The sequence below is a fragment of the Trichocoleus sp. FACHB-90 genome (genome assembly GCF_014695505.1).
Classification (GTDB): Bacteria; Cyanobacteriota; Cyanobacteriia; order Cyanobacteriales; family FACHB-T130; genus Funiculus; species Funiculus sociatus.
The window spans coordinates 77,737-101,510 of record NZ_JACJOK010000054.1; the positions used below are offsets into that span (position 1 = coordinate 77,737).

The 23,774-nt window shown below is 46.3% G+C and carries 25 protein-coding genes, 1 tRNA gene and 1 pseudogene; 15 read left to right on the forward strand and 12 right to left on the reverse strand.

Going from position 1 to position 23,774, the window contains the following annotated elements; genetic code table 11:
• Positions 1-59: 59 nt before the first annotated feature.
• Positions 60-1,088, forward strand: a complete 1,029-nt coding sequence (locus tag H6F74_RS15850; protein WP_199301284.1) for a diacylglycerol kinase family protein — start codon at positions 60-62, stop codon at positions 1,086-1,088.
• Positions 1,089-1,189: 101 nt separating this feature from the next.
• Here H6F74_RS15850 and H6F74_RS15855 read toward each other — a convergent pair whose 3' ends face one another.
• The gene (locus H6F74_RS15855) at positions 1,190-2,770 is read right to left on the reverse strand and encodes a metallophosphoesterase (protein ID WP_190442758.1); all 1,581 of its coding nucleotides are present in this window, start codon (positions 2,768-2,770) and stop codon (positions 1,190-1,192) included.
• Between the two features lie 471 nt (positions 2,771-3,241).
• On the opposite strand from H6F74_RS15855, the gene H6F74_RS30575 reads away from it, so the two are divergent.
• Entirely contained in the window at positions 3,242-3,376 is a 135-nt protein-coding gene (locus H6F74_RS30575) for a hypothetical protein (RefSeq protein ID WP_277875805.1), read from the forward strand.
• 253 nt (positions 3,377-3,629) lie between these two features.
• The gene (locus H6F74_RS15860; protein ID WP_190442760.1) at positions 3,630-3,863 is read left to right on the forward strand and encodes a hypothetical protein; all 234 of its coding nucleotides are present in this window, start codon (positions 3,630-3,632) and stop codon (positions 3,861-3,863) included.
• Between the two features lie 31 nt (positions 3,864-3,894).
• Here H6F74_RS15860 and mazG read toward each other — a convergent pair whose 3' ends face one another.
• Both mazG and H6F74_RS15870 read right to left on the reverse strand, forming a co-directional pair.
• Positions 3,895-4,725, reverse strand: a complete 831-nt coding sequence (mazG, locus tag H6F74_RS15865; protein ID WP_190442762.1) for a nucleoside triphosphate pyrophosphohydrolase — start codon at positions 4,723-4,725, stop codon at positions 3,895-3,897.
• Positions 4,726-4,762: 37 nt separating this feature from the next.
• A complete protein-coding gene (locus H6F74_RS15870) occupies positions 4,763-5,356 on the reverse strand; it encodes a metal-binding protein (protein ID WP_190442764.1) in 594 nt (197 codons plus the stop codon).
• Positions 5,357-5,435: 79 nt separating this feature from the next.
• Between H6F74_RS15870 and H6F74_RS15875 the strand changes: the two genes are divergently transcribed.
• The 3 genes from H6F74_RS15875 (at position 5,436) to radC (ending at position 7,768) form a co-directional block, all read left to right on the forward strand.
• Positions 5,436-5,507, forward strand: a tRNA-Val gene (locus H6F74_RS15875).
• A gap of 500 nt (positions 5,508-6,007) precedes the next feature.
• Complete coding sequence (locus H6F74_RS15880) at positions 6,008-6,964, forward strand: phosphoribulokinase (protein ID WP_190442766.1); 957 nt, start codon at positions 6,008-6,010, stop codon at positions 6,962-6,964.
• 72 nt (positions 6,965-7,036) lie between these two features.
• Entirely contained in the window at positions 7,037-7,768 is a 732-nt protein-coding gene (gene radC / locus H6F74_RS15885; RefSeq protein WP_190442768.1) for a DNA repair protein RadC, read from the forward strand.
• A 160-nt stretch (positions 7,769-7,928) separates the two neighbouring features.
• Here radC and H6F74_RS15890 read toward each other — a convergent pair whose 3' ends face one another.
• Positions 7,929-10,658, reverse strand: coding sequence for an MBL fold metallo-hydrolase (locus H6F74_RS15890; RefSeq protein WP_190442770.1), 2,730 nt, complete (start codon positions 10,656-10,658; stop codon positions 7,929-7,931).
• Between the two features lie 389 nt (positions 10,659-11,047).
• Here H6F74_RS15890 and H6F74_RS15895 point away from each other — a divergent pair, with 389 nt between their 5' ends.
• Positions 11,048-11,386 carry a hypothetical protein gene (locus H6F74_RS15895; RefSeq protein WP_190442771.1) on the forward strand — a complete coding sequence of 113 codons (339 nt, stop codon included), beginning with the start codon at positions 11,048-11,050 and terminating at the stop codon, positions 11,384-11,386.
• Between the two features lie 97 nt (positions 11,387-11,483).
• On the opposite strand, the gene H6F74_RS15900 is transcribed toward H6F74_RS15895, so the two are convergent.
• Both H6F74_RS15900 and H6F74_RS15905 read right to left on the reverse strand, forming a co-directional pair.
• Positions 11,484-11,717 (reverse strand): hypothetical protein, encoded by a 234-nt coding sequence (locus tag H6F74_RS15900; RefSeq protein ID WP_190442773.1) that lies wholly within the window; start codon positions 11,715-11,717, stop codon positions 11,484-11,486.
• 356 nt (positions 11,718-12,073) lie between these two features.
• Positions 12,074-13,207 (reverse strand): AI-2E family transporter, encoded by a 1,134-nt coding sequence (locus H6F74_RS15905; RefSeq protein ID WP_190442834.1) that lies wholly within the window; start codon positions 13,205-13,207, stop codon positions 12,074-12,076.
• Between the two features lie 211 nt (positions 13,208-13,418).
• On the opposite strand from H6F74_RS15905, the pseudogene H6F74_RS15910 reads away from it, so the two are divergent.
• From H6F74_RS15910 to H6F74_RS30585, 4 genes and pseudogenes are all read left to right on the forward strand, one after another.
• Positions 13,419-13,730, forward strand: a pseudogene (locus H6F74_RS15910) (phosphoesterase); the annotation flags it as partial.
• Between the two features lie 91 nt (positions 13,731-13,821).
• On the forward strand, positions 13,822-13,947 hold the full coding sequence (locus H6F74_RS30580) for a hypothetical protein (RefSeq protein WP_277875806.1): 126 nt from the start codon (positions 13,822-13,824) through the stop codon (positions 13,945-13,947).
• Positions 13,948-14,024: 77 nt separating this feature from the next.
• Positions 14,025-15,299, forward strand: coding sequence for a tetratricopeptide repeat protein (locus H6F74_RS15915; RefSeq protein ID WP_190442778.1), 1,275 nt, complete (start codon positions 14,025-14,027; stop codon positions 15,297-15,299).
• Positions 15,300-15,446: 147 nt separating this feature from the next.
• The gene (locus H6F74_RS30585; protein WP_277875807.1) at positions 15,447-15,575 is read left to right on the forward strand and encodes a hypothetical protein; all 129 of its coding nucleotides are present in this window, start codon (positions 15,447-15,449) and stop codon (positions 15,573-15,575) included.
• A gap of 39 nt (positions 15,576-15,614) precedes the next feature.
• Here H6F74_RS30585 and H6F74_RS15920 read toward each other — a convergent pair whose 3' ends face one another.
• A complete protein-coding gene (locus tag H6F74_RS15920) occupies positions 15,615-16,133 on the reverse strand; it encodes a hypothetical protein (protein WP_190442780.1) in 519 nt (172 codons plus the stop codon).
• Between the two features lie 641 nt (positions 16,134-16,774).
• On the opposite strand from H6F74_RS15920, the gene H6F74_RS15925 reads away from it, so the two are divergent.
• The 3 genes from H6F74_RS15925 (at position 16,775) to H6F74_RS15935 (ending at position 19,108) form a co-directional block, all read left to right on the forward strand.
• Complete coding sequence (locus tag H6F74_RS15925) at positions 16,775-17,743, forward strand: GTP-binding protein (RefSeq protein WP_190442781.1); 969 nt, start codon at positions 16,775-16,777, stop codon at positions 17,741-17,743.
• Positions 17,731-18,789: a WD40 repeat domain-containing protein gene (locus H6F74_RS15930; protein ID WP_190442783.1), complete on the forward strand. Its 1,059-nt coding sequence runs from the start codon at positions 17,731-17,733 to the stop codon at positions 18,787-18,789. The genes H6F74_RS15925 and H6F74_RS15930 overlap by 13 nt, the downstream gene beginning before the upstream one ends.
• 61 nt (positions 18,790-18,850) lie before the next feature.
• Positions 18,851-19,108, forward strand: coding sequence for a hypothetical protein (locus H6F74_RS15935; protein WP_190442785.1), 258 nt, complete (start codon positions 18,851-18,853; stop codon positions 19,106-19,108).
• 34 nt (positions 19,109-19,142) lie between these two features.
• On the opposite strand, the gene H6F74_RS15940 is transcribed toward H6F74_RS15935, so the two are convergent.
• On the reverse strand, positions 19,143-20,024 hold the full coding sequence (locus H6F74_RS15940) for a metal ABC transporter permease (RefSeq protein WP_190442786.1): 882 nt from the start codon (positions 20,022-20,024) through the stop codon (positions 19,143-19,145).
• A 44-nt stretch (positions 20,025-20,068) separates the two neighbouring features.
• A complete protein-coding gene (locus tag H6F74_RS15945) occupies positions 20,069-20,788 on the reverse strand; it encodes a metal ABC transporter ATP-binding protein (RefSeq protein WP_190442788.1) in 720 nt (239 codons plus the stop codon).
• Between the two features lie 65 nt (positions 20,789-20,853).
• Between H6F74_RS15945 and H6F74_RS15950 the strand changes: the two genes are divergently transcribed.
• A complete protein-coding gene (locus tag H6F74_RS15950; RefSeq protein WP_199301286.1) occupies positions 20,854-21,828 on the forward strand; it encodes a zinc ABC transporter substrate-binding protein in 975 nt (324 codons plus the stop codon).
• A 40-nt stretch (positions 21,829-21,868) separates the two neighbouring features.
• On the opposite strand, the gene H6F74_RS15955 is transcribed toward H6F74_RS15950, so the two are convergent.
• The 3 genes from H6F74_RS15955 to H6F74_RS15965 all read right to left on the reverse strand — a co-directional run bounded on the left by H6F74_RS15955 (position 21,869) and on the right by H6F74_RS15965 (position 23,469).
• On the reverse strand, positions 21,869-22,405 hold the full coding sequence (locus tag H6F74_RS15955) for a Uma2 family endonuclease (protein WP_190442792.1): 537 nt from the start codon (positions 22,403-22,405) through the stop codon (positions 21,869-21,871).
• Between the two features lie 121 nt (positions 22,406-22,526).
• Complete coding sequence (locus tag H6F74_RS15960) at positions 22,527-23,183, reverse strand: (2Fe-2S) ferredoxin domain-containing protein (RefSeq protein ID WP_190442794.1); 657 nt, start codon at positions 23,181-23,183, stop codon at positions 22,527-22,529.
• 40 nt (positions 23,184-23,223) lie between these two features.
• Positions 23,224-23,469 carry an Asr1405/Asl0597 family protein gene (locus H6F74_RS15965; protein WP_190442796.1) on the reverse strand — a complete coding sequence of 82 codons (246 nt, stop codon included), beginning with the start codon at positions 23,467-23,469 and terminating at the stop codon, positions 23,224-23,226.
• Between the last annotated feature and the right edge of the window lie 305 nt (positions 23,470-23,774).

Genomic DNA, 23,774 nt, shown 5'->3' on the forward strand with positions numbered 1-23,774 from the left:
AACGTAAAACTAGCAGCTCTAACGAGTCTAATAGTTCCCCACTCTGCAACAACCTTTACATGAAGCGCGCTCGCCTGATCATGAACCCGATTTCGGGCGATACTCAGCCCAATCCGATGAAGTTGCCCGAAATCATCGCGGGGATGGAAGCCCAAGATATTCGAGCTGACCTCGCATTTACTACTGCTTCAGAGTCACCTTCCTTGCTTGGACAACGAGCAGTAGAAGAAGGCTACGACATGGTTGTTGTCGGTGGTGGCGATGGAACTGTAAGCGAAGTTGCCAAAGGCTTAATCCACGCACCAATTCCGCTCGGCATTATCCCCATAGGCACCTATAATAACATCGCCCGCAGCCTCAACCTGCCAACTGATGTCGCCGAAGCTTGCGCTGTGTTGGCGCACGGTGAAATTAAAAGCATTGATGTAGGTCAAGCCAACAATGAAAATTACTTCTTTGAGGCGGCTGGTGTGGGACTGGACGCAGCCCTGTTTCCATTAGGTGAAGAAATCAAAGGTGGGCGTTGGGGTCGGATGCTCCAAGCTGCTCAACTGGCAATTGGCTATAAACCGCAACGGCTAAATATCCAGTTTGACCGTCCAATATCTGAGGCTATCCTTCAACCTGCCTCTCGGCGGCGATTTTTGCTGCGGCGACTAGGACGCAACCGAAGTAAGTTTCGGATAGAAGCTTTGCTGGTAGCGATCGCCAACGGCCCTTATTACGGTACTGGTTTTACTGTAGCTCCAGATGCCATTATGGATGATGGTTTGCTGACGGTGAGCGTCTTCCGAGACTTTAGTAAATGGGAACTGATTCGTCACTTCTGGTCAATTAGCAAGGGACAATATCATCGCAGTTCTAAAATCGAAACTTACCAAGTTGCAGAGGTAAGACTAACATCAAAGGCGAAGTTACCAGTCCACATCGACGGTCATCCGTTGGGAGAATTGCCCGTCACCCTCAAAAGCATCAAGCACGCGCTTAAAGTTATTGTGCCAGCAGCAGATATGCCTAGCTACAAGCGAAAAGACGACCCAAATCCTCCGGTAGCCTTGCCAGTAGCCTCTGCTGATGGCTTGGATTAATAAACTGAGTGTGTCAGATGCGGGTAACGCAGAGGAGGTGGCGAGAGGTCAGAATGTAGTACACCCAATTGCAAACTCCTATCTGAGATCAAAGCCAAAAGTTAAATTGTAAACGGTTCAAGTTCGCTACTGTTCCACTGTTTTCTATATTTCTCAGCGATAAACGGTCGAATTTTGAACTTGGGGGGGCGACCGTCTTGGACATCGATCCGCAAAAACGAGTACGGTCGTCGCATGTAGAAACCTTGACCATTGCGCCCGACAAAAAGCAATGATTTCGCTATCAAGCGGGTGCGATCGCTCTGACTATTCCGAAAAGTTTCTGTCAATTCCGGCCCTTCGGAGCGTTGGCGGCGGAGGCTGTAACCGCTGCCACCACACACGATCCAGTTCAGGTTAGAATCTGCGTGTCCAGTATCGCCAGTACGGATATATTCCAAGCAGTGAGCATGACCGCTGAGAATTAGATCGACCAGTGGATGCCCCGCCGCCTGCTTGCCAACTGCATTAGCCACCGCATCCAGCACCTCGCGGAGTCGGTAGCGAATCGCTAAAGTTTGTGCTTGGTGCCACTTTGTCGCTTCCGTGACATAGGGAGGATGGTGAAAATAAATCACACGTCCGCGCACCTGGGCTGTATTCCAAGATTCAATTAGCTTTTGTCGCAGCCAGTTGAGTTGTTCCAGGTCAATGACAGTTGTTTCGTCGGCTGCTAGTTGTTTCTCAATGTCGAGCAGAAGCTCGTCGATTTGCTCTAACTTGGTACGATTGTCATCAAGCTGTTCCGCATCGTCAGGTTGGTTAGAGTCAAGTTCAGATGAAGTTTCAATAATTTGCAGCTTTTGCCGCTCCAGGTCATCCCGACGCTTTTCCAGTTCCCGGCGGTAAGCGTCCCCCTCTTTTGTGGCTGGAAGTGGTGATGGCGCGTTAAAAGTATTTGAGTCAAGTGCAAAGAAATCAATCCCGCCGCTACGGAAGGTGTAATAGCGGTTAGGTAAGCGGGTAAAACGTCCCGGTTGATAACGAAGACAGCGACCTGTTTCGGTTTTGGCGGTGTAATGACTGTCTAGATGATGTTCCAATTCTCCCTTGGGGTCAAACGCCTTCAGGTAGTCAAGAAACGCCCGTGCATAGGCATTGCCTTGTCCCGAACCATGCCAGCCAATGTCGAAGCCGCCATCTAACTTCGACTTCAACAGGCGGCGCAGTGGCAGAGCCGCGTGTGCTATCAGACCGTAGATAATCGGCACGTCATAGTAATCGTGGTTCCCTGGTACGGGAAGAAACGGCGTATTGAAAACCATCTGGTCATAAGTAATGCGCTCTGGTTGTTCGCCCCCCACCAAAAATTCTCGGTAGGGAGAAATGAAGTTTTTCAGGTAGTATTCGCTGGAGCCAACCAGATAAATCACATCCCCCGTGTGCAAGACGAAACGACTCTCTTCGCGGTGCGGCAGCATTAGTTCTGCAACTTGTCGTTGAGGGTTTTCTCCCCGATAGGCACCAGAACCACTATCACCCACAACTAAAAATGAAAACTCTGGACTCTCAGAGCCGCCATCATCTAAAACCATCCGGGTTTGATCGATTCCCCGCTCCACAAGACTCGGTTCCAGCCACCGCACCCGCTCCTTCATTTTGCGGATTTTGACTGATATCGGTGGGTCGGACACGAATTTCATAGTTCATTACTCCCGGATTTCTCTGTTCGCTGGCTAACTTCCATGCTTGCTGATTTTACCTGTCTGCATCGCAGAAGACCTCTAGGCTTTGATATAAATGGCTGCACTGCGCCAGTTTTAGATTTTGCAAAGCTCCTGCCCCCGCAAAATCTAAAATTAGGTTGCTCATAGCTATTTAATTTCTCTACCTTTTGGGGGATGAAATGTCAACCTCTTGCGAAATGAAAGTGACGAGCGGTGTAGATAGTGAGTATTTATTCATCTACCACTGCTCCTTCTTTAGGGAGATTCAATATGTCACTCGAACCCGGATGGGATGTCCTTAAACAAGGAGTTGTCAACAGGCAATTTAGTCATCACCTGGACTACGCTTCGCGCTTTGGTCTGGCTGGTAACTTCTTGTTTTGTTGAACTCAAGCTGAGAACAAAATTGGATCGCAAGTTACTGTTGTTGGCTGGTTTCGGCGCGGGATGGCTGCTTGGGTAGATTTGATTGTGATGGATACTAACAGAGGCTGGAGTGTAAACAGCTACCACCGTTTCTGGACACTGACTCTAGGTGTGGGAGCGATCGCTTTGGGTTTTGTATTTCCGTCACTGTTCTAAATCTTTTAACTTTTCCCACTCCCACACGTTTAAGACTGGTAAAGGGGCAAGGAGCGCTCATCGCCCCTTTGTTTTGGCAGCGAATAGAGCCAGAAAAGCCACTTTTTTACAAAAAATTTCATCACAAATTTATCCAAGTATGGCTTTAATTTAAAGAGTATATGAAGATACACACATTCAGCATTTTTACGGAAGACCTGAGAATCGAATCACCCTTAAGTTAGGAGATACAATCAGGAAGTGGTTAAAGAAAATGAGCGCGGTATCAGAGAATGAATGGTTAGTCTGGAGACTGGCATCAGTAGCGATCGCTAAAAATGCAATAGCTTTGGAGCAGCTATCAAATGAACTGATTTCGCAGTACACAGACTCAGAGTTAGCTGGGATCTGGCGACAAGCAAGGCTAGTGTTGACAGAAGAAGATGAGTGCTGGCTGGAAGATGGATTGTATCGCATCCTTGTTCACAACTCACAACTAGCAGCTTAAAAGTTATAAGTTTTAAATTAATATATCAACATTAAAAACTCTCTTGGTTTTGCTTAGCTAGGTCAGCTTTTGCTTGTTGCCAAAGATTGTCTAACTCATCCAAAGTGTAATCTGAGAGAGGACGGTCTGCGATCGCGTCCATTTTTTTTAGCCGCCCGATAAATCGCTTATTTGTTCCCTGTAAAGCTTCTGACGGGTCTAATTTATACCAACGGGCGAGATTAATTACAGTAAAAAGTAAATCTCCTAGTTCCGCCTGCTGATGAGCTTCATCTTCCTGTTGCAATGCTTCGTCAAATTCTGCCAACTCTTCTTTGAACTTCGCCCAAACTCCTTCCACATTCTCCCATTCAAACCCAGCCGCCGCCGCTTTTTGGGATATTTTCATCGCAGCCATCAGCGGCGGGAGTGTGCGAGAATAGCGATCCAGTTTGTGAGTCAGTAACTGGGTTTCTTCAGCGGTTTCGCCTTTTTCAGCTGCCTTAATTTGCTGCCAATTCTCGTGAACTTCCTCCACACTTTTGACTTCAACATCTCCAAAGACATGAGGATGACGGCGAATCAACTTTTCGGTGATACCAGCAGCCACCTCAGTTAAGCTAAATTGACCGGATTCGCTAGCAATTTGAGCTTGCAGCACTACCTGTAAAAGTAAATCTCCCAGTTCTTCTGCGATCGCATCCTTCTCACCACTACGAATTGCATCCACTACCTCATAAGCTTCCTCAATCACGTAAGGAGTCAGCGTTTCGGGAGTTTGTGCCAAATCCCACGGACAACCACCCTGAGGCGATCGCAACTTTGCAACTACCTCAATCAGCTGTTGCAGTGCAGACAATGCAGATTCAGAAGAATTAGACATAAATATCGGCTAATGGCTAATGGCTATTAACTCTTTTCTATCTTACCTTCCTTGTCCTTTGCGTCTTTGCGGTTCCTTTCTTCCCTCTTTGCTTACGCTTAACTCGCTTAGGCATCAAAGCACCCACACCACCCTTTTGCAACCGCTTATAAGCAGAACCACCCCAATCGCTGAATGAGTGACTCATCGCACCCAATTCCAAACCTGCAAAAAGTGCCATCCATTCAGAAGGGTATTGAGACAATTGCAAAACCACATTCGCCACCACTTGCCAATTCCACTCCCCGCCCCAGACTAACTGCACAATAACCTTTATCAGTAACAAGAACAGCAAGAGCCAGAATAATAGATAAAGCGATCGCAACGTCGTCCCAATAATTAGCCCATGCGAAAAAACAGAGCGATGGCGCAGACTTTTCTGGTAAGGTATCCAGATCCATCGCAACCAGCCCCAACGCTTATAAGGACGCGAGTTGAGATCCAAGTCTGGGCTAAACATCAGCCCGCTGAATAAAAATCCCCCCGAAACGATTAAAGTCAGATCGCTACTGCGAGTCAACCCCATCGTCGCGCCTGCCACCATTGGCAAGCACCATAGAGTTATGCGATCGTGCGTTGCACCAGAAGGCATCAGGTGTAAATTTCTTCTTTCTGCAAACTATACACTTTTCAGAAAACATCTGCTATTATTGATTTTATTGTGTGAAATTGGGCGGTTAGCTCAGCGGTAGAGCGCCTGCCTTACAAGCAGGTGGCCACTGGTTCAAATCCAGTACCGCCCATTTATTTTAGGAAAAAAGCATAATCCAACGTACCACTTTTAGGCGGTTGAAACCTGTTATCTCACACTGGTACGCGGATTGGTACACAGGGTTATAACATCTCTGGCAGCTTAGGTCTGCTCTGTAAGTAACCTGCGTAATGTTCAAACAGAACTTTTGGGTTATGCCCTGTCTGCTGTTGAACTGGTATTGACACACCATTCTAACCCATTGTCCGCCGCATGAATTAGCTTCAGTTAGGATTGTTTTGAATAACTACCTCTCTGAGGTGATGCCTCAAATTCATGTCCATAATTGGTAAGTTATTAATTTCATTGAAAAGCCAATTTCTTGGTACTGCTGATATACGTCGCCGCAGATGGCACTGCACTACTTGGTAAATTGGATACCTAGATACAGAAATTTACCCAAAATTAACACAACATTTAACAATCTTGAGTTGCGCCCCATTCCTCCCTAAAATTAAACCATTCTGGATTTGCTCTTGACCTGGAGGAATTATGACCCATCGTCCAATTATTCTTGGCATAGTCGGCGACAGCGCCGCTGGTAAAACAACGCTGACGAAGGGAATTGCTCAAGTCTTGGGTGAAGAGGATGTCACAGTCATCTGTACTGATGATTATCACCGCTACGACAGGAAACAACGTGCTGAATTAGGAATCTCGGCGTTGCACCCAGACTGCAACTACGTGGATATCATGGAACAGCACCTGTCCCTGCTACAAAACGGACAACCCATACTTAAACCAATTTATAATCACCACACAGGAGCCTTCGATCCGCCAGAGTATATCAAACCAAGTAAGTATGTGATTGTTGAAGGATTGCTCGGTTATTCCACTCGCGTAGCGCGTGATTGCTACGATGTGAAAGTGTATCTCGCACCGCCGGAAGAACTGCGATACGAGTGGAAAATCAAGCGCGATACCATGAAGCGCGGGTACACAAGAGAACAGGTTCTCGAACAACTGCAAAAACGAGAATCCGACTCAGAAGAGTTTATCCGTCCTCAGCGTCAGTGGGCAGATATGATAGTAACTTTCTACCCGCCTCAGGATGATGCAAAAGAAGTAAATTCCCATCTGAATGTGCGTTTGGTACTTAGACCGACTATTCCACATCCAGACATGACCCATATTTTGAGTCCAGGGAGTGACAATTCTCAATCGCCAATCCGTCTTGAACTAGACCGGGATATGAGCAAGCCAGTTGATGTGCTTGAAGTTGACGGTCATGCTACTAGCGAACAGGTTGTGCAGGTAGAACGAGTTCTATGCAGCACAGTACCAACCTTAATGCCTTTCTGTAGCCGGGAAGGAAACCCCGATATTGGTAAGCTTATTGGGACAACTGGGGAAACGCTTCAGAGTTACCCCTTGGCTCTGACGCAGTTACTCGTAGCCTATCATATGCTCAAGGCTGCTGATATTCACCAGCCGGTAATTCAAAGTTAAAAATTTAAGAATTGGGATTCTTAAATTTGGTGCTATTTGGGAAAACTAAATATAGTCTTTCCCAGTGCATTTATGACTTATTGCCTCAGAATTGCAGATATACCCCTGAGTGAGCGACCCCGCGAACGATTAATGGCTCAGGGAGCCAAAAATCTCGCTACAGCTGAACTAATTGCAATTCTGTTAGGCACGGGTCAGGGACATGGTAAACTGTCAGCTGTTGGGCTTGGGCAATACATATTGCAGGAATTAAGTCAACACCAACGCGAACCTTTAGAAGTGCTGCGGGATATTAGCGTTCAGGAGTTGATGAAGATTCCTGGTGTGGGTATTGCAAAGGCAGCGACAATTCTGGCGGCGGTTGAGTTGGGAAAACGGGCGTTTCAATCTCGTCCAGGCGATCGCACTACTATTGATTCTCCAGCAGCAGCAGCAGCAGCGCTAAGTCACGATTTGATGTGGCAGGTGCAAGAGCGATTTGCAGTGGTGCTGTTGGATGTCAAAAATCGCTTGATTGGCACTCAAGTCATTACTATTGGCACGGCGACTGAAACTTTGGCTCCTCCCCGCGAAATTTTCCGGGAGGTGCTTCGTCAGGGTGCAACGCGGCTAATCATAGCCCACAATCATCCATCTGGGAGTGTTGAACCAAGTGAAGAAGATATTAATCTGACACGCCAGTTGTTGATAGGAGCGCAATATTTAAGTATTCCCCTGCTGGATCATTTGATTTTGGGACATGGAGAGCATTTGAGTCTGCGTCAGACGACAAGTTTATGGGATGAGTATCCGCAGGGAGATTGAAAAAAGGCAATCATGCAATCATGAAAGGTATCTCGAATGTTGGAAACCGCATCTCTTCAGAGTGCGGAGGAAAACAAGAGAAATTTTGTAGGCTGGGGAGCCACCCCGTGCGGGGTTTCTCCCGTTGATGGGCGTGGCGTTTGAGGAACCTCACCCAGCACTACTCAGGGTAATTAATCGAGTCGTCACCTTCCATAAAATCCTCTAAGTCATCGAAATCTCCGAAAAAGGCGTCTCTCTCGTCCCCAGTCAGAGACTGGAAATGCCAATCATGAAGCTCAGCCTCATCTGTTGGGGGCGGCTGAGTCTCCCAGAGTGCGCTCTCAGGCTCAGCCTGGGAGCGAGGATATGTAGTAGTGTCTTCTAAGGAAGCGTATTCTAGGCAATGTCCTGCCGGATCGACGACTAATCCTGAGAGGGGACTATCAGCACATTGGCATTGACTTTTTTTATTGTTAAAGTGCTGACACATCGCACAACATTTAACTCCGGAAACTTGCGCCGTTTCTATTGCGAAATGCTGCTCGTTTAAGGGACTCAACTTTAGATTAATACCGTCCCACTTGGCTCTGAGTATGCCTTTGGCGGATAACATTTGCCAACGTGGGTCAGATTCTACTACTGAGGCGGGGATACGCAACCAAGCACCATCAACTTCGGCTTCAACGTTTACCTCAAACTCTTGTGGTAGGGAAATTTGGGCGACGCGAGATCGAGAAATATGGGCAGGTACAGATCCAAATTCAACTGCTTCTCCAACTGCGGGGATGTGGATGTAGTGTTTCTTTTGCAGTTCTCCGGAACGCGCTAGCTCGTGCAAAGCGTCGCGAGAACCGTGAATCAAAATCAGGTGTTTGGGATTGACGCGGTGAATTACTTGTGTTAATCCTACTTTGTCGGCGTGGGCGCTGAGGTTAAACCGCTTGACTTGCGCTCTGACGGTAATTTCTTTCCCGTCTAATTCGATGGTGTCGCCTGTTTGCAGGTTTTGCAACATTCTACCGGGTGATTCTTCGTCAGTGTAGCCGGAAATAAAGACGGCGGCATTTTCTCTTTCTAATAGAAGTGTTGCATAGTAAACTGATGGCCCTCCGGTGAGCATTCCGGAACTGGCGACAATTACACTGGGTTTAGCGATCGCAAGTGGTCTTTCTCTGGGCGAAGCTATCGGGATAATAGGTGGCTGGGACTTTTCATCAAAGAATGGTTCCTGCTTCTGCGATGCGAAATTCTGCACCTTCAAAGGCAGTAATTCTAGATTGTCCCGAAACACATCTGTCACCGCCCGCACCAATCCATCCACGTAGACAGGGATAGAGAGTTTGTGAAATAATTCAGAGGTGCGAATTGCCAGTAAGATTTCCTGCGCGCGTCCAAGAGCGAAGGCGGGAATCAGAACGTTACCGCCTGCTTGAACAACGGATGCGATCGCGCTAATCAAAGCTGTCTCTTGATTCTTTCTAGCAGGATGCGTATCACCGCCATAGGTTGACTCGGTAATTAATATATCCGCTTGGGGCAAGTCTGCCAAACGCAATCCTTCCGTCGTTCGGGAACTGCTGGTGTTATAGTCGCCCGTATACAGCAGACTCCGCTCTCCATACCTGAGATAGATGCAGGCTGCCCCAACAATGTGACCAGCATTGATAAACCTCACCTTTAGTCCTGGTAAAGGTTCAAAGTCTGTGCCGATGGGTTGGGTTTCCAGGCGGAACAAAGTGCTAGTTAAGTCAGCTTTATCGAATAACGCCGGACTATCCTCATTTAATTGCTGCACCTTCAGGCAATCTTGCAACATGATGTGAGCAATTTCTCTAGTACCTGGAGTGCAAATCATCCGCACACCAGAAAATCTGCTGTGAAAGACTGGTACAGCGCCGATGTGGTCTTGATGGGCGTGGGAAATGAGAAGTAAGTCGGGGTTTTTTAGGTAATTCAGCGCTGGGAGCGGGTCGTATCCTTTGGGACGAGTGCCACAATCCAATACAATTTCGTAAGGGCCTATTTCGACTTGGAAGCAAGAAGCCCCGATTCCCAAAGCTGCCCCCAACGGTCGAACTACGAGGTGTGTAGCGTCTGTTGCGACTGGTAAATCAGACGCAGGCGGGGGGTAATGATAGATTTTAGCCTTTGATGACCGTCCGCCTACGTGAATTCTTGCTCGTTGACCAGTCAAGCTATTTGTTGCTTCCCACTCCCACCCTACTCGGCGACGAGTTGGGGTTGAAAGTAACCAGTTATCTGGTTCAGTGGATAGTTGTTCTAGCGCCGCAGTTGCTAGGTGGGTAGGGGCTTGGGGTTCAGGGGATAAAGGAAGGGATGATGCGGATTCTGGTGTTGAGTTGCGATCGCACTCCTTCGATAATGGTTGATTATCCGTTGTTTCTGTTGTTTCCTCCAACTGCATTCCTTCCCTAACGTGGAGGGCGCATCCCACGCGCACAGCAGTACAAGACCACATCTGACCCACTTTCATCTGGGAGTCTGGGCTGAGTAAAGTAAGCTTTAGGGTTTTTTCGTCGGTACGCTTTACCTTGAACTGTACGCACTGATGACGCTTCCCAAGTTGCACCACCCGTCCCACAATCTGACAAACGTCTGCGATCGCGTCTTCTGTGGGAGTTGGCTTGACATCAACTATACTCAAATTTGATATTGTGCCTGTGGAATCTGTGCTAGGAATTACCTGCCATAACATCTCCCCTGAGGGGTATTCTTCTTTAGGTTTACTAATGCTTATCGTTGTGGAATCTCGACACACAAGGCACAGCCCTTTTTCAACGGCAGTAAGTTGCCCAACAATGGTAAATTCAAAGGTGTTTGTCGTAGATGGGTCAACATCTGTTAAAAGGCTTTCTTGACACTCTGCTTTCTGGTTAGTTTGGGTCATTACTTCTTTCTGGTTGGAGGAACCCAATAGCAGGATTTTAGCTCTGAAAGGCTTTTTATACCATTTTTTGATTTTGCTGCTATATTTACGCTTACTCTAGCAGCTTGCCTTGCGAAATCCCCAGTAACCCACCATTCGTTAATTGGCGGGTATTGCCCACGCTACAGTAGGTTCAGATTAATACTGCTAAACAGGTGAGAAAGTTGCAAATATCAAGCAAATGGGCGTCGCCTGATTGGTTGACCCAAAAGAATGATGTTCTTTGCTGGCGTAAGAGCAAAGATTTATATATAGCAGTCCTTATCTGTCGCAGGCATGACGCTTGTGCTACAAACAAATATTTCACTTGCTTAGGACTGCTATAGATTACTTAATTCTTTTCATATCAAATGAAAACTATTTTGAAACCGCTATTTGCCCATATTACCGGGACTTGTGCTTTGTTAATTACGTCCGTTTCCTTATTTGGCGGGCAAACTCCTGCGGCTGCTAACCCAGAGTTCAACTCGATATCTCCTGCACAAGCACAACAATTCAATCGCGACTTAATTCCTTCAAGTTCGCAAGAGTTTTTTAGGCAAGGACGGGAGAAGCTGGAAAGAGAAATCGAAATTTTGAACAGGCGGCGGCTTTTGAACTCACCTATTCTCAAAAATGATAACTTGCCAAGGGTAGAGGATTCTTTCCCAGAAAAGGAAAGCGATTTTAGGGAGAATTCTAATAACTAACTGAGCGTCTTTTGGTCGGTTTGGGTGGGAGAGCGATCGCGCAACCTGTTGAGTGTAGAGTTTAACAGGGTTTAGGGGATGCGATCGCTCTCAAATGCTAACAAGCTTTGCAAAACTGACTGGTATGCAGTACAGCTTCACCATGATCGGGAATCCAAGCTACCCATTCATCCTCAGACTTCTGACACAGTAGCAGTGCCTCATCATAGCTGAAACTACTCGGAAGCTCCAGCAGCTGCACCCACATCGACTCTTGGTAATCTAATTCCGATGGGGTTGACCAGTTAAAAGTACGCTGACGTAACCCAACTTCACGGTAATCCAATTTCATATCTGTCTTCCCTCCGATAAGCAAAACGGCACGCAGTTGAGGCTATTTGCTCTCAAGGCGCTTGATAGCCTCACCTAGTGGGCTATATCAAATTTATTTCTGTAACATATGCTACGAAACTTTTTGGGATGAAAGCAACTACCTGTCTTAAAACTTTATGTTTATCAAGACAGTACCAAAGAGGGATGTAACTGATTTGCACCATTCGGGGAAGCCGCATAATCCGCCCGGAGCTTGAGTTCTGGGCTAATAGCTAAAGTCCTATGCAAAAGGACTTTAGCTATTAAAGAGGGGTTTTAACCCCAAGCGCGTTAATGCAACAGGCGTAAGATGTGCGTTAAAAGAAACTCTTTTGGCTACCCGTTACTTAATGGTGAAGAATGGTTGGGTACAGGAGTTGAGGAATCCGGCGGGGGAGGCGCGGCGGCGAGTTGGGCTTGTTGTTCTGCTGCCAGTTTGGGCTTTAAATAAAGATTCTCCACCAGCACCGCAGCACCAGCCACCCAAGGGGGGACAATCACCGCGCCAACAATACCTAACACCTGCGTTCCTCCTAGAACCGCTAAGAGTTGATACAAGGGGTAGACTTTCACTGAAGAACCCACCAGCAGGGGGTCAAGCACATAAGTTTCCAAATTCTGGATAATCACGAACAACAGCAGCACCCAGAGGAAGGTTAATCCGCCTTGGGAAATTGCCACGATGAGGGCAGGAACGGCTCCCAGAACAGGGCCAAGGAAGGGGATTAAATTTGTGAAACCTGCGATTACACCCAAGGCTAAGGCAAATTCTGATAGTCCCAAAATTCGCAAGCCGAGAGTAATCACTACCCCCAAAATCGCTGACACCAAAACTCGACCCTGGATGTAACTGCCCATTCGCTGGCTGGCGGGTGCGACTTGCGCCGCCAGACGTTCGTCCCAAGGCGAGGGAAACAGCTGCACCAGACCTTTAACAAGTTCTTGACTACCAGCCACCATGTAGCCGGAAATCAATAACGCCAAAATAAAACTAAAAACGCCACCGATAATTCCCCGCGTGATGCCGTAAGAACGCAGCAGCACCTGTTGACTGGAACCAATTACCCAGTTAGTAAGAGATTGGGTATTAAGGAGGCGGCGGGCTAAGTCCGGTCGTGCGGCGTTGAGATTAACCAGAAAATTTTCAACTTGTATCCGGAGATTCTCCAGGTATACAGGAGTATTGACCGCAAGGCGTTGACTCTGCTCCACCACTGTAGGGCCGATTAACAAACCTGCGCCAGTGACGATAGCGATTAGCGTTAAATATACGGTGATAACTGCCAACCACCGGGGCATTTGCAAGCGTTCTGCGCGATCGATGGCGGGTGCAATAGTGGCTGCCATGACCACTGCAACCATCAGGATGACTACCAAACTCCGCAGCTGCCACAGCAACACCATTACTAAAGCGATCGCTAAAATCAGCAGGATGTTAGACAGGGAAATGGTGATGCGCTGCTCAGGTATGATTCTCAATCACACTGCCTCCCAATAGTAAACTTTTCTGGTAAAACGCTGCCTGAAAAAGGCGTGATGCCCAATTAAGACGCTCTAAACATTAGTTTACATATGCAGTTGGGAATGGGGAATGGGGAAAAGTCTTACCGACGAGAAAACCTGGAAAGATGTGCAAAATGGTGTTGACTTCAGCGGTAAGGATGACTTTGACAAAACCCCTCGCTTTATCCGCAACTTCCGTGACTTGGCTACTTATGTCCACTTTGATGCTCTGTATGAAGCTTACCTGAACGCCTGCATCTACTTACTGACAAAGATGAGGGAAAAGACCGGGCAGGTAGGGATGGATATGAGGGGACAAGGAGGCAATAAGTTTCAGTTTCCTTTCGATACGGGCAACCCTTACCACGACTCGCTGACTCAAATGGGCTTTGGCACTTTTGGGGGGCCGCATATTCTCAGTCTGGTTACTGAGGTGGCGACACGGGCGCTGAAAGCTGTTTGGTTCCAGAAGAGTTTGATGGCACGGCGATCGTAATCTAAACCTAGCGTTTCTTAATTTTCTGTTGGTGTAATTGTCTCCCTCTGAGCTGTCCCTGATTTACCCCCAGAGAAATTGATGAGTGAGTTTTATCGTCAGTTTAAGCTTAACTGGCGATAAGGCTCAATCTCTGCGAATCGCCCTGCTAGGAGAAGAACAGATATTGCGCGATCGCACTCTTGGGAATCTTCGGCTCTCAATAAGTTAAGTAAATTTTTGCATAATTTCCCTAAAATGGGAGCGAGATATAAGCAGTTCGCTAACCCACTGACAGAGAATTTTGCTATGTATCCTCATCTTCATCGCCTTAGCGTTATTACTGCCACCTTGCTCATCTCGTTGAGTTGTCCGTTACAAGTTGTAGGGATTACTTGGGGAAGCAATGCGGCTTTGGCGCAAGCACCAACTAGAGAACAACGCAATGACGAGGCGTTGCGGCTGTATCAAGTAGGAATTAAGCAATTTCAGCAAAGTCAGTTTCGAGAAGCTTTAGAGACGTTTCAATCTGTTTTAGTTATTGTCAGAGCAATTGGGGAGCGCCAAGGTGAAGGTAGGGCGCTCAACAATATTGGGGAAGTTTACCGCAACCTGGGACAGTACCCAAAGGCGTTGGTGTATCTTCAACAAGCTTTAGCCATTCGCCAAAAAATTGGTGACAAGGAGCAAGAAGGTACGACGCTCAACAATATTGGGGCAGTTTACCATAACCTGGGACAGTACCCAAAAGCGTTGGAGTATTATCAACAAGCTTTAGCCATGCGCCAAAAAATTGGTGACAAGGCGCAAGAAGGTACGACGCTCAACAATATTGGGGAAGTTTACCGCAACCTGGGACAGTACCCAAAGGCGTTGGTGTATCTTCAACAAGCTTTAGCCATGCGCCAAAAAATTGGTGACAAGGCGCAAGAAGGTACGACGCTCAACAATCTTGGGGCAGTTTACCGCAACCTGGGACAGTACCCAAAAGCATTGGAGTATCTTCAACAAGCTTTAGCCATTGCCAAAGCAATTGGTGACAAGGCGGGAGAAGGTACGACGCTCAACAATCTTGGGGAAGTTTACCTCAACCTGGGACAGTACCCAAAGGCGTTGGAGTATTATCAACAAGCTTTAGCCATTCGCCAAAAAATTGGTGACAAGGGGGGAGAAGGTACGACGCTCAACAATCTTGGGGCAGTTTACCATAACCTGGGACAGTACCCAAAGGCGTTGGAGTATTATCAACAAGCTTTAGCCATTCGCCAAAAAATTGGTGACAAGGCAGGGGAAGGTATCACGCTCAGCAATATTGGGTCAGTTAACTACAACCTGGGACAGTACCCAAAAGCCTTGGAGTATTATAGACAAGCTTTAGCCATTGCCAAAGCAATTGGTGACAAGGCGGGAGAAGGTACGACGCTCAACAATATTGGGTACGTTTACGACAGCCTGGAACAGTATCCCAAAGCGTTGGAGTATTATCGACAAGCTTTAACCATTGCTCAAGCAATTGGTAACAAGGCGGGAGAAGGTACGACGCTCAACAATATTCGCGAAGTTAACCGCCGCCTGGGAAAATAACCTCAAGCGTTGGAGAATTATCCACAAACCTTAGCGATTGCCCAAGAAATTAGTGACAAAGTAGGGGAAGCTGCAAGACTCAACAATCTTGGGGAAGTTTTCGCGGTATCAATCGGCTGTGGTTGAGGTGGATGACAGCTGCGGGAGATGGGATTCTCTTCCCCAGTGAGCTTGCTCACTGGAATTGAAAACGACCAAGCTCACCGGATACAAGCAACCTCTGCAACCCAGCCAGCTTGTCACGTTTCGGTGCAGAGGCTTGTTAGCTGGCGATGACTAAAACTTTGATTTGTTAGCAAAAAGGGGTTTACGGTATTAGCGGTTGGACAGAAATTCTCGAAAGTAGCGAGCAATTGCCTCTAGCTCGCGCTTCTCACCCATACCAATTGCCAGATCCAAAGCAAGTGCTTTTCTGGAATTTATTAGAAAGTAAAGTTGAGAACGTATGTGTGTATATCCATACCCGATGTAATGTGAGTCTAGAAACGTTACTTCTGCTGAGCGAATTTCATGGAGTGGCAATTCAACAACTTTAGATTGTCTCAAACCTTGAAACTCTATAGTTGCTTGGTTAGTAGCTTTATTTAATCTATATATAGTTACTATTTTTTCATTTGACAAAAAACGACGAAGTGCAAGCCAAAGAAGCCATAGTGCTAAAGGTGAGAAGAGAAATCCCCACCATCCGATACCAAGGCTTACGCTGATTGCGAATAAAAATCCTCCTATCATGAATAGACAACAGAGCATCACAAAAGCAGTGCCGAGCAAAAACTCTGCTTTCGTTCCTCTTTGAATAATCAAGACTTGTTCGGTTTTCGTTAGGATCTTCATCGTCGTTCAATCCTTGAAAATACTATTGACGCGATTACTTTTCGATATCTTCAAATGACCATCATTTCAAATGAGCAACGATTGGCTTGAAATGGTGTTACCTAAGCTTACACTTTCTCAAGGCTTTCTTGCATAAATGATTGCGGAAAAATAAGCCAGCTACACTGTCCGCTAATACCAATTCCTAATAACCGCCAAGCAAGAAGCTGAATCGGCTAAACGTGCTGAACGATTCCCACTTAGCTCGGCGAAAGCGATCGCGCTTATTTTGACCTCAAAATCGCCCAAATTGCCCTCGATCATATCGTCCCAGATACCCCTGTTTCATTGATTCGGAAAAGCTATAGAGGAGCATTTTGGTTTTTCTGACGTGATCAATAAACTCAGGCTTAACTCGTTTAAAAATTCCCTGGTAACGCTGACGAAATGCTTCTGTTTGAGCTTTCAATGCTTGCTTCTTTTCTTCTTATTTATTTTCTGATTATCGTTAAGTTTTAGATAAAAATCTGTTTTTTAACTGAAGGCTCGTTAAGGAGGGCGCGTGCTAAAAGTAACACCACTTTGCGCCCTCACCCTTCCTCTAGGTTGCCGCTCATGATGTAATAATGATAATCATTATTATAGAACCGGAGGAATCCATCATGGTAGAAGCGCCGACAAACACCATTCCCGTCACCGTTCTCACCGGATACCTGGGCGCGGGGAAGACAACGCTCTTAAATCGCATCCTGACTCACGAACACGGGCTGAAGGTAGCGGTGATTGTCAACGAGTTCGGGGAAGTGGGGATTGATAACCAACTGATTGTCAATACCGATGAAGAAATCTTTGAGATGAACAACGGCTGCATCTGCTGTACCGTCCGCGGCGACTTGATTCGGATTATCAGCAACTTGATGAAGCGGCGGAATAAGTTTGACCATTTGGTGATTGAAACCACCGGACTCGCCGATCCTGCGCCTGTGATTCAGACATTTTTTGTGGATGAGGATATGCGCGATCGCGTAAAGTTAGACGCTGTAGTGACCGTTGTAGATGCTCTTCACATCTGGAATCACTGGGAGGCGGAGGAAGCGCAGGAACAGATTGCCTTTGCCGATGTAATTTTGCTTAACAAAACTGATTTGGTGACACCAGAACAACTTGATGAGCTTGAAAAGCGGATTCGCTCAATGAATGCGATCGCCAAAATATACCGCACCCGCAACTCTGAGTTAGAGATGGAGGCACTTTTAGGAGTAAAAGCATTTGACTTAAATCGGGCGTTGGAAATTGACCCACAATTTTTAAATGAAGATGCCCACGAACACGATGAAACAGTGTATTCAATCGCCTTGGTAGAAACGAAACCACTTAATTTTGAAAAGCTCAACAATTGGATAAGTTCCCTATTGCAAACTCAAGGACAAGATATCTTTCGGATGAAAGGTATTCTCAATATTGCAGGCGAAGACCGCCGTTATGTATTCCAAGGCGTACATATGCTATTTGAGGGAAACCCTGACCGCGCCTGGAAACCCGACGAAGAACGCAAAAATGAACTCGTTTTCATCGGTCGCAATCTCAACGAATCCCAACTAAAAGAGGATTTTCAAGGATGCCTAGCGTAAAGGAACCACTGCTTAAATTGGCGAAGCAAGGAACCCTCTCCGATTACGTGACAGTTGTTGCTTGGTCGCCCGATGGCACAATAGCAGCAAGTTCCGCCGCCGGAGAAGTGATGCTTTTGCAAAGTGAGGAAAGCACCCTCTTAAAATCAGCTAACGGTAATTCTGTAGACTGTTTAGCTTTTTCTAAAGACGGGCAATTTTTAGCAGCAGGCGGACAAGATGGAGGGGTGAATATTTGGCAATTAAATTCCGGGGAATTAATTGCCACTTTGAAGAATGCACCCGCTTGGGTTGACCAAATGGCTTGGAGTCCCAACAGTAATTTGTTAGCTTTCAGTTTGGGGCGCTTCGTACAAGTTTGGGATGCCGATCAACGCGAAATTGCCGCAACTCTAGATTTTGCCGAATCTTCCGTTTTAAATATTAATTGGCATCCAAACGGTCAGGGGTTAACAGTTGGCGGCTATCAAGGGGTGAAAATTTGGAATCCCCAAGATTGGGACGACGATCCTTATATGATGTCGGTTGATTCTGCTAGTTTAGCGATCGCTTGGTCGCCTGATGGCAAATACCTCGCCTCTGGCAATCTAGATCGCACCATCACTGTCTTAGAGTGGAACAATCCCCACCCCTGGATTATGCGAGGCTTTCCCGGTAAAATTCGCCACCTAGCTTGGTCGCAAGCACTGACAAAAACAGGTGCGCCCCTCTTAGCCAGCGCCAGCGCCGAATGTATTGTCGTCTGGGAAAAGCACCCAGATGTCTCTCGCGCTTGGGAAGGTCGAGTGATAGAAAGGCATAAAGAAGTCGTACAAGCCATTACTTTTCAACCAAACACCCTCCTCCTAGCTTCAGCATCGGAAGATGGCTGCGTGTGTCTGTGGCACAAAGCCAAGAGTCTAGCGCAACACCTGAAAGGCGCACCTGACGGCTTTTCCTGCCTTGCATGGCATCCCCAAGGGCATCAACTCGCCGCCGGGGGGAACAACGGCGAAATACTAATTTGGTCGCCAAGCCAACGCGGTCAAGGATTTGGTCGCCGTTGAGCGAAACTTAGCTGACTGTTTATTGGCTATAATGCCATCAAAAACTGTCAGCTTTTAAATTATGAACAAAACTGCTCTGGCAATGCTAGCCTCTCCTGTAATTTTGGCATCAATGTTACTGTTAGCTAATGCAGCGCAAGCCGCTGAAGCTTCAAATGCCATGCTGTCTGCACCATCTGCACATGCACAAGTTGTTGTAGCGGATCAACAAGTTCCCGCATCTGTACAACCGAGTAATCCGATCAAAGACCAAATGGGTTGCAGCTGCGCTGCTTGCACAAAGGCTTTGAGTCAAATGCAAGGTCAGTTTACCCTTTAGTCAGGATGCAGAGGCGGCGATGCGCTAACCCCCATCACCGCCTCAACTGTATCATTTGTCGCAAAATCTTTGTCGAACGATTAGCTGTTCCCGCCTGAGTCAAAATTCCTTGGGAAGGACTAAACAGCAAGGCTAGTAAAAACAATCCAGAGACAACTAACACAATTGCTGGCCCAGATGGGACATTCAAGTAATAGCTAATATACAAACCGCTGACACTAGCAATTACGGCAATTATTGCACCTAATCCCATCATTAGGTGCAATTGTTTTACTAATAAATAGGCAGTAATTCCAGGGCCAATTAACAGTGAAACGACTAAGACAACTCCCACCGCTTGCATACTAGCAATAATAGTGAGAGTAATCGCCGCCATCAATCCAAAGTGAATGAAATTACCTGGCAATCCGATAGCTTGAGCGCCTAACGGATCGAAAGTATAAAACAAAAGTTCTTTATAAAAAAGCTTGACTAACAATAAAACAATAATAGTAATAATGAAAGTTCTCAGAGCATCTGCACTGGTTACGCCCAAAATATCTCCGAATAGAAAACTATTCAAATCCAATTTACTTCTCAAAAGAGTAATCAGAGTAACGCCCAAGGCAAAGAAACCCGAATAAACCAACCCTAATGCGGCATCAATCTTCACTCGTGATTGAGACTGAATCCAGGCAACCACAAAAGTGCTGATAGTACCTGAAATAAAAGCACCAACGAGAATATCAACGCCCAAAAAGAATGCGATCGCTAGCCCCGGCAAAACCGAATGAGCAATCGCATCCCCCAGTAATGCCATACGTTGGACAATCAAATAACTGCCCACCACAGAGCAAAGAACGCCTACCATAACCGCAGTCGCGATCGCCAGACGCATAAACTCAAAACTCAATGGTTCAATTAGCCAGTTAGCCATTAGTTATTAGTCATTGGTTATTAGTAATTCAATTAAAACTCTGTTCAAGTCGCAAACCAATTCAAATCGTAACCATAAGCTTCTTGAATATTAGCAGCAGTAAAGACTTCCTGACGCGAACCAGTCGCAATTAACTGTTTATTCAATAACAAAAAATTATCATATTGACTCAAACTTTCACCCAAATCGTGACTAATCACCAAAAGAGTTTTTCCAACTGCCTTCAGTTCCGCAAAAATATCAAAAATAACTTCTTCCGTCTTCTTATCAATCCCGACAAATGGCTCATCAAAAAAGAATAACTCAGCTTCCTGTGCAAGACTTCGTGCCAAAAATACCCGTTGCCGCTGTCCCCCCGACAACTCCCCTATCTGCCTTTTTCGCAAATCCAGCATCCCCACTCGCCGCAACGCCGCCGCCACAACTTCCTCCGATTGACAAGTGGGTTGGCGAAACCAACCTGTATGACGAGTCCGCGCCATCATCACCACATTCCAAGCCGTAATCGGATAATCCCAGTCTATTTGCGATCGCTGTGGCACATACGCCACCTGCTGCAACTGCTGTTTTAGAGAACGGGCGCGAAACTTCACCACCCCACTCCTTGCCGGAATCAAGCCCAGAATCGCCTTAAGCATCGTACTCTTACCCGCTCCATTCGGCCCAATCACTCCCACCACTTGCCCTGGTTCCAAACGGAAACTGACATTCTCTAACGCGCAAACTCCCCGGTAGTTGACAGCTAAATGCTGAACCTCTAACATGACCTGCTATATATGATAATGATTATCATTATTAAAACATCAATCCGCTAGGAATGTTACAGAACATGAAATTAAACTTGGAAATTCTCAGAGTAGCGATCGCCTTTGGGCTACTGGGGTGTAATTCAGCACCAGTTGACCCAATTAAAATACCGACAAATACCAACACGAATCAGCCGCAAGTCGTAGCAACCACCGATATTCTGTGTGACTTAACAGAAGAAATTGCCGGAAACACGATCGATCTCACTTGCTTAATTAATCCTGGCACCGATCCGCACCTATATCAACCAAAACCGGAAGATCGCCAAGCCATTGAGAACGCCAAACTGATTCTCTACGCAGGCTATGATTTTGAACCAGGTTTAATTAAATTAATCCAGGCAACTAAAAATCCAGCTTCTAAAATTGCCGTGAATGAAGTTGCAGTTCCCAACCCAGAACCATTTGAAGAAGATGGCAAAACCGTTCCCGATCCTCACGTTTGGCACGATGCCAAAAATGGCATCCGGATTGTAGAAACCATCCGCAGCAACTTGGAAAAATTAGCCCCCAAAAATGCGGCACTTTATAACAGCAACGCCGAAAAATTAACAAGTGAACTCCGGCAGGTAGATACTTGGATTAAAACTCAAGTTGCCACAATTCCCCCCACTCAACGCAAATTAGTTACAACTCATGATGCCCTAGGTTACTATGTCAAAGCTTACGGCTTGTCTTTTGAAGGGGCTTTGGGTGGACTGAGTACAGAAGAAAAACCCGCAGCCGCGCGAGTGAAAGAACTGGTTAAAGACATCAAAAATGTTAGTGTTCCCACGATTTTTGCGGAAACGACGACAAACCCCAGACTGATTGAAGCGGTAGCTAAAGAGGCGAATGTCAAAGTTTCAGACAGAGAACTGTTTGCCGATAGTCTCGGTGCATCAGGAACGGAAGGAGAGAATTACCAAGGACTATTGATAGCTAATACGCGCACCCTTGTCGAAGGATTGGGAGGTAAATATACTCCTTTCAAGGCGAAAACTTCTAGCCAGCCTTAATAATATAATAAGCAATTTTTACCTTACTTAAGGTAGAGCTTCAAGCTAACAATTCATCTAGCGCAACACTAAATCCTGGGAGTACCAATTGTGTACTTACTACATCACTGGTGTTAAACCCTAATGTCTGATTTTGAGTAATTAATAATACCCGACGGCTCTCAGGAAATACCAGCCAAACTTCCTCACAACCCGATTCTAAATACTCGCTTGCTTTGGCAAACAAATCCTCTGCTGAATCGGTTGGAGAAGCGATTTCAGCAATCAGCGGCGGACTTTGTGGCAAACCTCCTGCCTCGCCAAACTGCGCTACCAATTCCGCTGTGAGGTAGGATACATCAGGACGACGCCCCTGCTTCAAAGTTCGACAGGGAAGTTCTACATAAACATTTCCTCCTTGTCCAGATTGGGTTATGTAATTTTTCCAGTACCAAGCTAAGTTAGCTTGAACCCCACTATGTCTTACAGTCATTCCCGTTTTCTCCACAAGTTGTCCATCTACCCACTCCATACCATCGGGAGGGTTAGCTATAAAGTCTTCTAGAGAGAAGCTTTCGGTTACAGTAGCGATCGCCATATTCATCTACTCGCTTTGGTCAGGTACTAATATTATGGCAGGCTGCACATAGCCGATACCCCCAACTTCCCGATAAAAAGAAGTTGGGGGTATTATATTGTCTATAAATCAGGAAATATTATTAACGAACCCTAACTGTTTCGTACTCCAAACGAGGTGAAGTTAAGTGGGATATCGTCTTATCTGGAAAATGTTTATCTATAATTTCAGGAATTTCTTTAGCGTCAATGCGAGTGTAGCGGGTTTTATCTGGCATGACGATATTCGGCCCTGCTTTGCAACGCTTCATGCAGCCAGTCCCCTTAATCGTAACCTGGTCGTCTAAGCCGCGATCGCGCAAACCTTCTTCCAAAGCCTGACAAACTTTATTCGCCCCCAACTTGCAACAATCTGACTTTTTACACACCAAAATTGTCGCTTTGACGCCGGAAGGTAGAGGTATTTGTTTTGCAGGTGTAGGCAATTCCTGAATTGCTTCTACTTGTGCAACTTCCCTCTCTTGATTCGGCGCAACACTTGGTTTAACAATATAAGCTTTTAGTTTAATTTCGCCACTTTTAGGCTTTAGCTTTCTTTCGCCAAAAACTTCCACCCAAGAACCCGGCTTTACTGCCGATCTGAAAAGGGAAATTCGGCCTTCTTTGGAAAGCTTGATTTGAGCTTCACCCTCAGAAGTGGCGAGTCGCAGACTTTTTATTTTATAGCCATCTTCAACTACAAAACCCAGTAACCATCCTTGAAGATGAAATTGTGCTACTTGATAGTTTTCTTTAGACATAGCTGTTATTAAATCCTCTTCTTAAAGTTCTTTTGGATAGTTACAGGGATTGCCAACATCGCTCAAGATGCCTCGCTAAGTCGCGGCGGGATGCCGTTAACTGTCTGACAACACTCCACACCTGGACAGCGCCGGTAACGCTGTGAACATCAACCCATAAAGGCTGGTTAATCGAACATCCGCACTGTATGTCTAGCTCTTGCAAGCGGTAATAGACTTGCCACCGATCTCCTGGCTTGACTGCAACAACAAGGCTGGCTTCGACTTTTGGCTCTATTGGATTCATTTGTCTCTACAAACGCGAGAAATTACCATTTACTTTTTCTCCTCCACTTCCTGACATCCGGTGAAATCTTCGGTAGCAAGGATTTTAGCCCGTCTTTTCCTACATAACTACATATAACCCAAACGCTAACAATTCTCAACTAGCTTAGCCAAAAATTTAAAAATCTGACAGAAATTGGATCGATCCCTAGGCGGATGCGGAAGGCTCGAAACCCTTTCTCCAGGGAGTCATAGAGGACAAATTTGGCAAGCTAAAAGGCTTTGTATTTAGCAATAAACTTTGGCAGGAATGCTTTACCCCTGCTA

What these genes read in the sequence shown, in the direction of transcription:
- H6F74_RS15850 (WP_199301284.1), top strand. Translation starts at nt 60, where the DNA reads ATGAAGCGCGCTCGCCTGATCATGAACCCGATTTCGGGCGATACTCAG.
- H6F74_RS15855 (WP_190442758.1), bottom strand. Translation starts at nt 2,770, where the DNA reads ATGAAATTCGTGTCCGACCCACCGATATCAGTCAAAATCCGCAAAATG.
- H6F74_RS30575 (WP_277875805.1), top strand. Translation starts at nt 3,242, where the DNA reads ATGGCTGCTTGGGTAGATTTGATTGTGATGGATACTAACAGAGGCTGG.
- H6F74_RS15860 (WP_190442760.1), top strand. Translation starts at nt 3,630, where the DNA reads ATGAGCGCGGTATCAGAGAATGAATGGTTAGTCTGGAGACTGGCATCA.
- mazG (WP_190442762.1), bottom strand. Translation starts at nt 4,725, where the DNA reads ATGTCTAATTCTTCTGAATCTGCATTGTCTGCACTGCAACAGCTGATT.
- H6F74_RS15870 (WP_190442764.1), bottom strand. Translation starts at nt 5,356, where the DNA reads ATGCCTTCTGGTGCAACGCACGATCGCATAACTCTATGGTGCTTGCCA.
- H6F74_RS15880 (WP_190442766.1), top strand. Translation starts at nt 6,008, where the DNA reads ATGACCCATCGTCCAATTATTCTTGGCATAGTCGGCGACAGCGCCGCT.
- radC (WP_190442768.1), top strand. Translation starts at nt 7,037, where the DNA reads ATGACTTATTGCCTCAGAATTGCAGATATACCCCTGAGTGAGCGACCC.
- H6F74_RS15890 (WP_190442770.1), bottom strand. Translation starts at nt 10,658, where the DNA reads ATGACCCAAACTAACCAGAAAGCAGAGTGTCAAGAAAGCCTTTTAACA.
- H6F74_RS15895 (WP_190442771.1), top strand. Translation starts at nt 11,048, where the DNA reads ATGAAAACTATTTTGAAACCGCTATTTGCCCATATTACCGGGACTTGT.
- H6F74_RS15900 (WP_190442773.1), bottom strand. Translation starts at nt 11,717, where the DNA reads ATGAAATTGGATTACCGTGAAGTTGGGTTACGTCAGCGTACTTTTAAC.
- H6F74_RS15915 (WP_190442778.1), top strand. Translation starts at nt 14,025, where the DNA reads ATGTATCCTCATCTTCATCGCCTTAGCGTTATTACTGCCACCTTGCTC.
- H6F74_RS30585 (WP_277875807.1), top strand. Translation starts at nt 15,447, where the DNA reads ATGGGATTCTCTTCCCCAGTGAGCTTGCTCACTGGAATTGAAAACGAC.
- H6F74_RS15920 (WP_190442780.1), bottom strand. Translation starts at nt 16,133, where the DNA reads ATGAAGATCCTAACGAAAACCGAACAAGTCTTGATTATTCAAAGAGGA.
- H6F74_RS15925 (WP_190442781.1), top strand. Translation starts at nt 16,775, where the DNA reads ATGGTAGAAGCGCCGACAAACACCATTCCCGTCACCGTTCTCACCGGA.
- H6F74_RS15930 (WP_190442783.1), top strand. Translation starts at nt 17,731, where the DNA reads ATGCCTAGCGTAAAGGAACCACTGCTTAAATTGGCGAAGCAAGGAACC.
- H6F74_RS15935 (WP_190442785.1), top strand. Translation starts at nt 18,851, where the DNA reads ATGAACAAAACTGCTCTGGCAATGCTAGCCTCTCCTGTAATTTTGGCA.
- H6F74_RS15940 (WP_190442786.1), bottom strand. Translation starts at nt 20,024, where the DNA reads ATGGCTAACTGGCTAATTGAACCATTGAGTTTTGAGTTTATGCGTCTG.
- H6F74_RS15945 (WP_190442788.1), bottom strand. Translation starts at nt 20,788, where the DNA reads ATGTTAGAGGTTCAGCATTTAGCTGTCAACTACCGGGGAGTTTGCGCG.
- H6F74_RS15950 (WP_199301286.1), top strand. Translation starts at nt 20,854, where the DNA reads ATGAAATTAAACTTGGAAATTCTCAGAGTAGCGATCGCCTTTGGGCTA.
- H6F74_RS15955 (WP_190442792.1), bottom strand. Translation starts at nt 22,405, where the DNA reads ATGGCGATCGCTACTGTAACCGAAAGCTTCTCTCTAGAAGACTTTATA.
- H6F74_RS15960 (WP_190442794.1), bottom strand. Translation starts at nt 23,183, where the DNA reads ATGTCTAAAGAAAACTATCAAGTAGCACAATTTCATCTTCAAGGATGG.
- H6F74_RS15965 (WP_190442796.1), bottom strand. Translation starts at nt 23,469, where the DNA reads ATGAATCCAATAGAGCCAAAAGTCGAAGCCAGCCTTGTTGTTGCAGTC.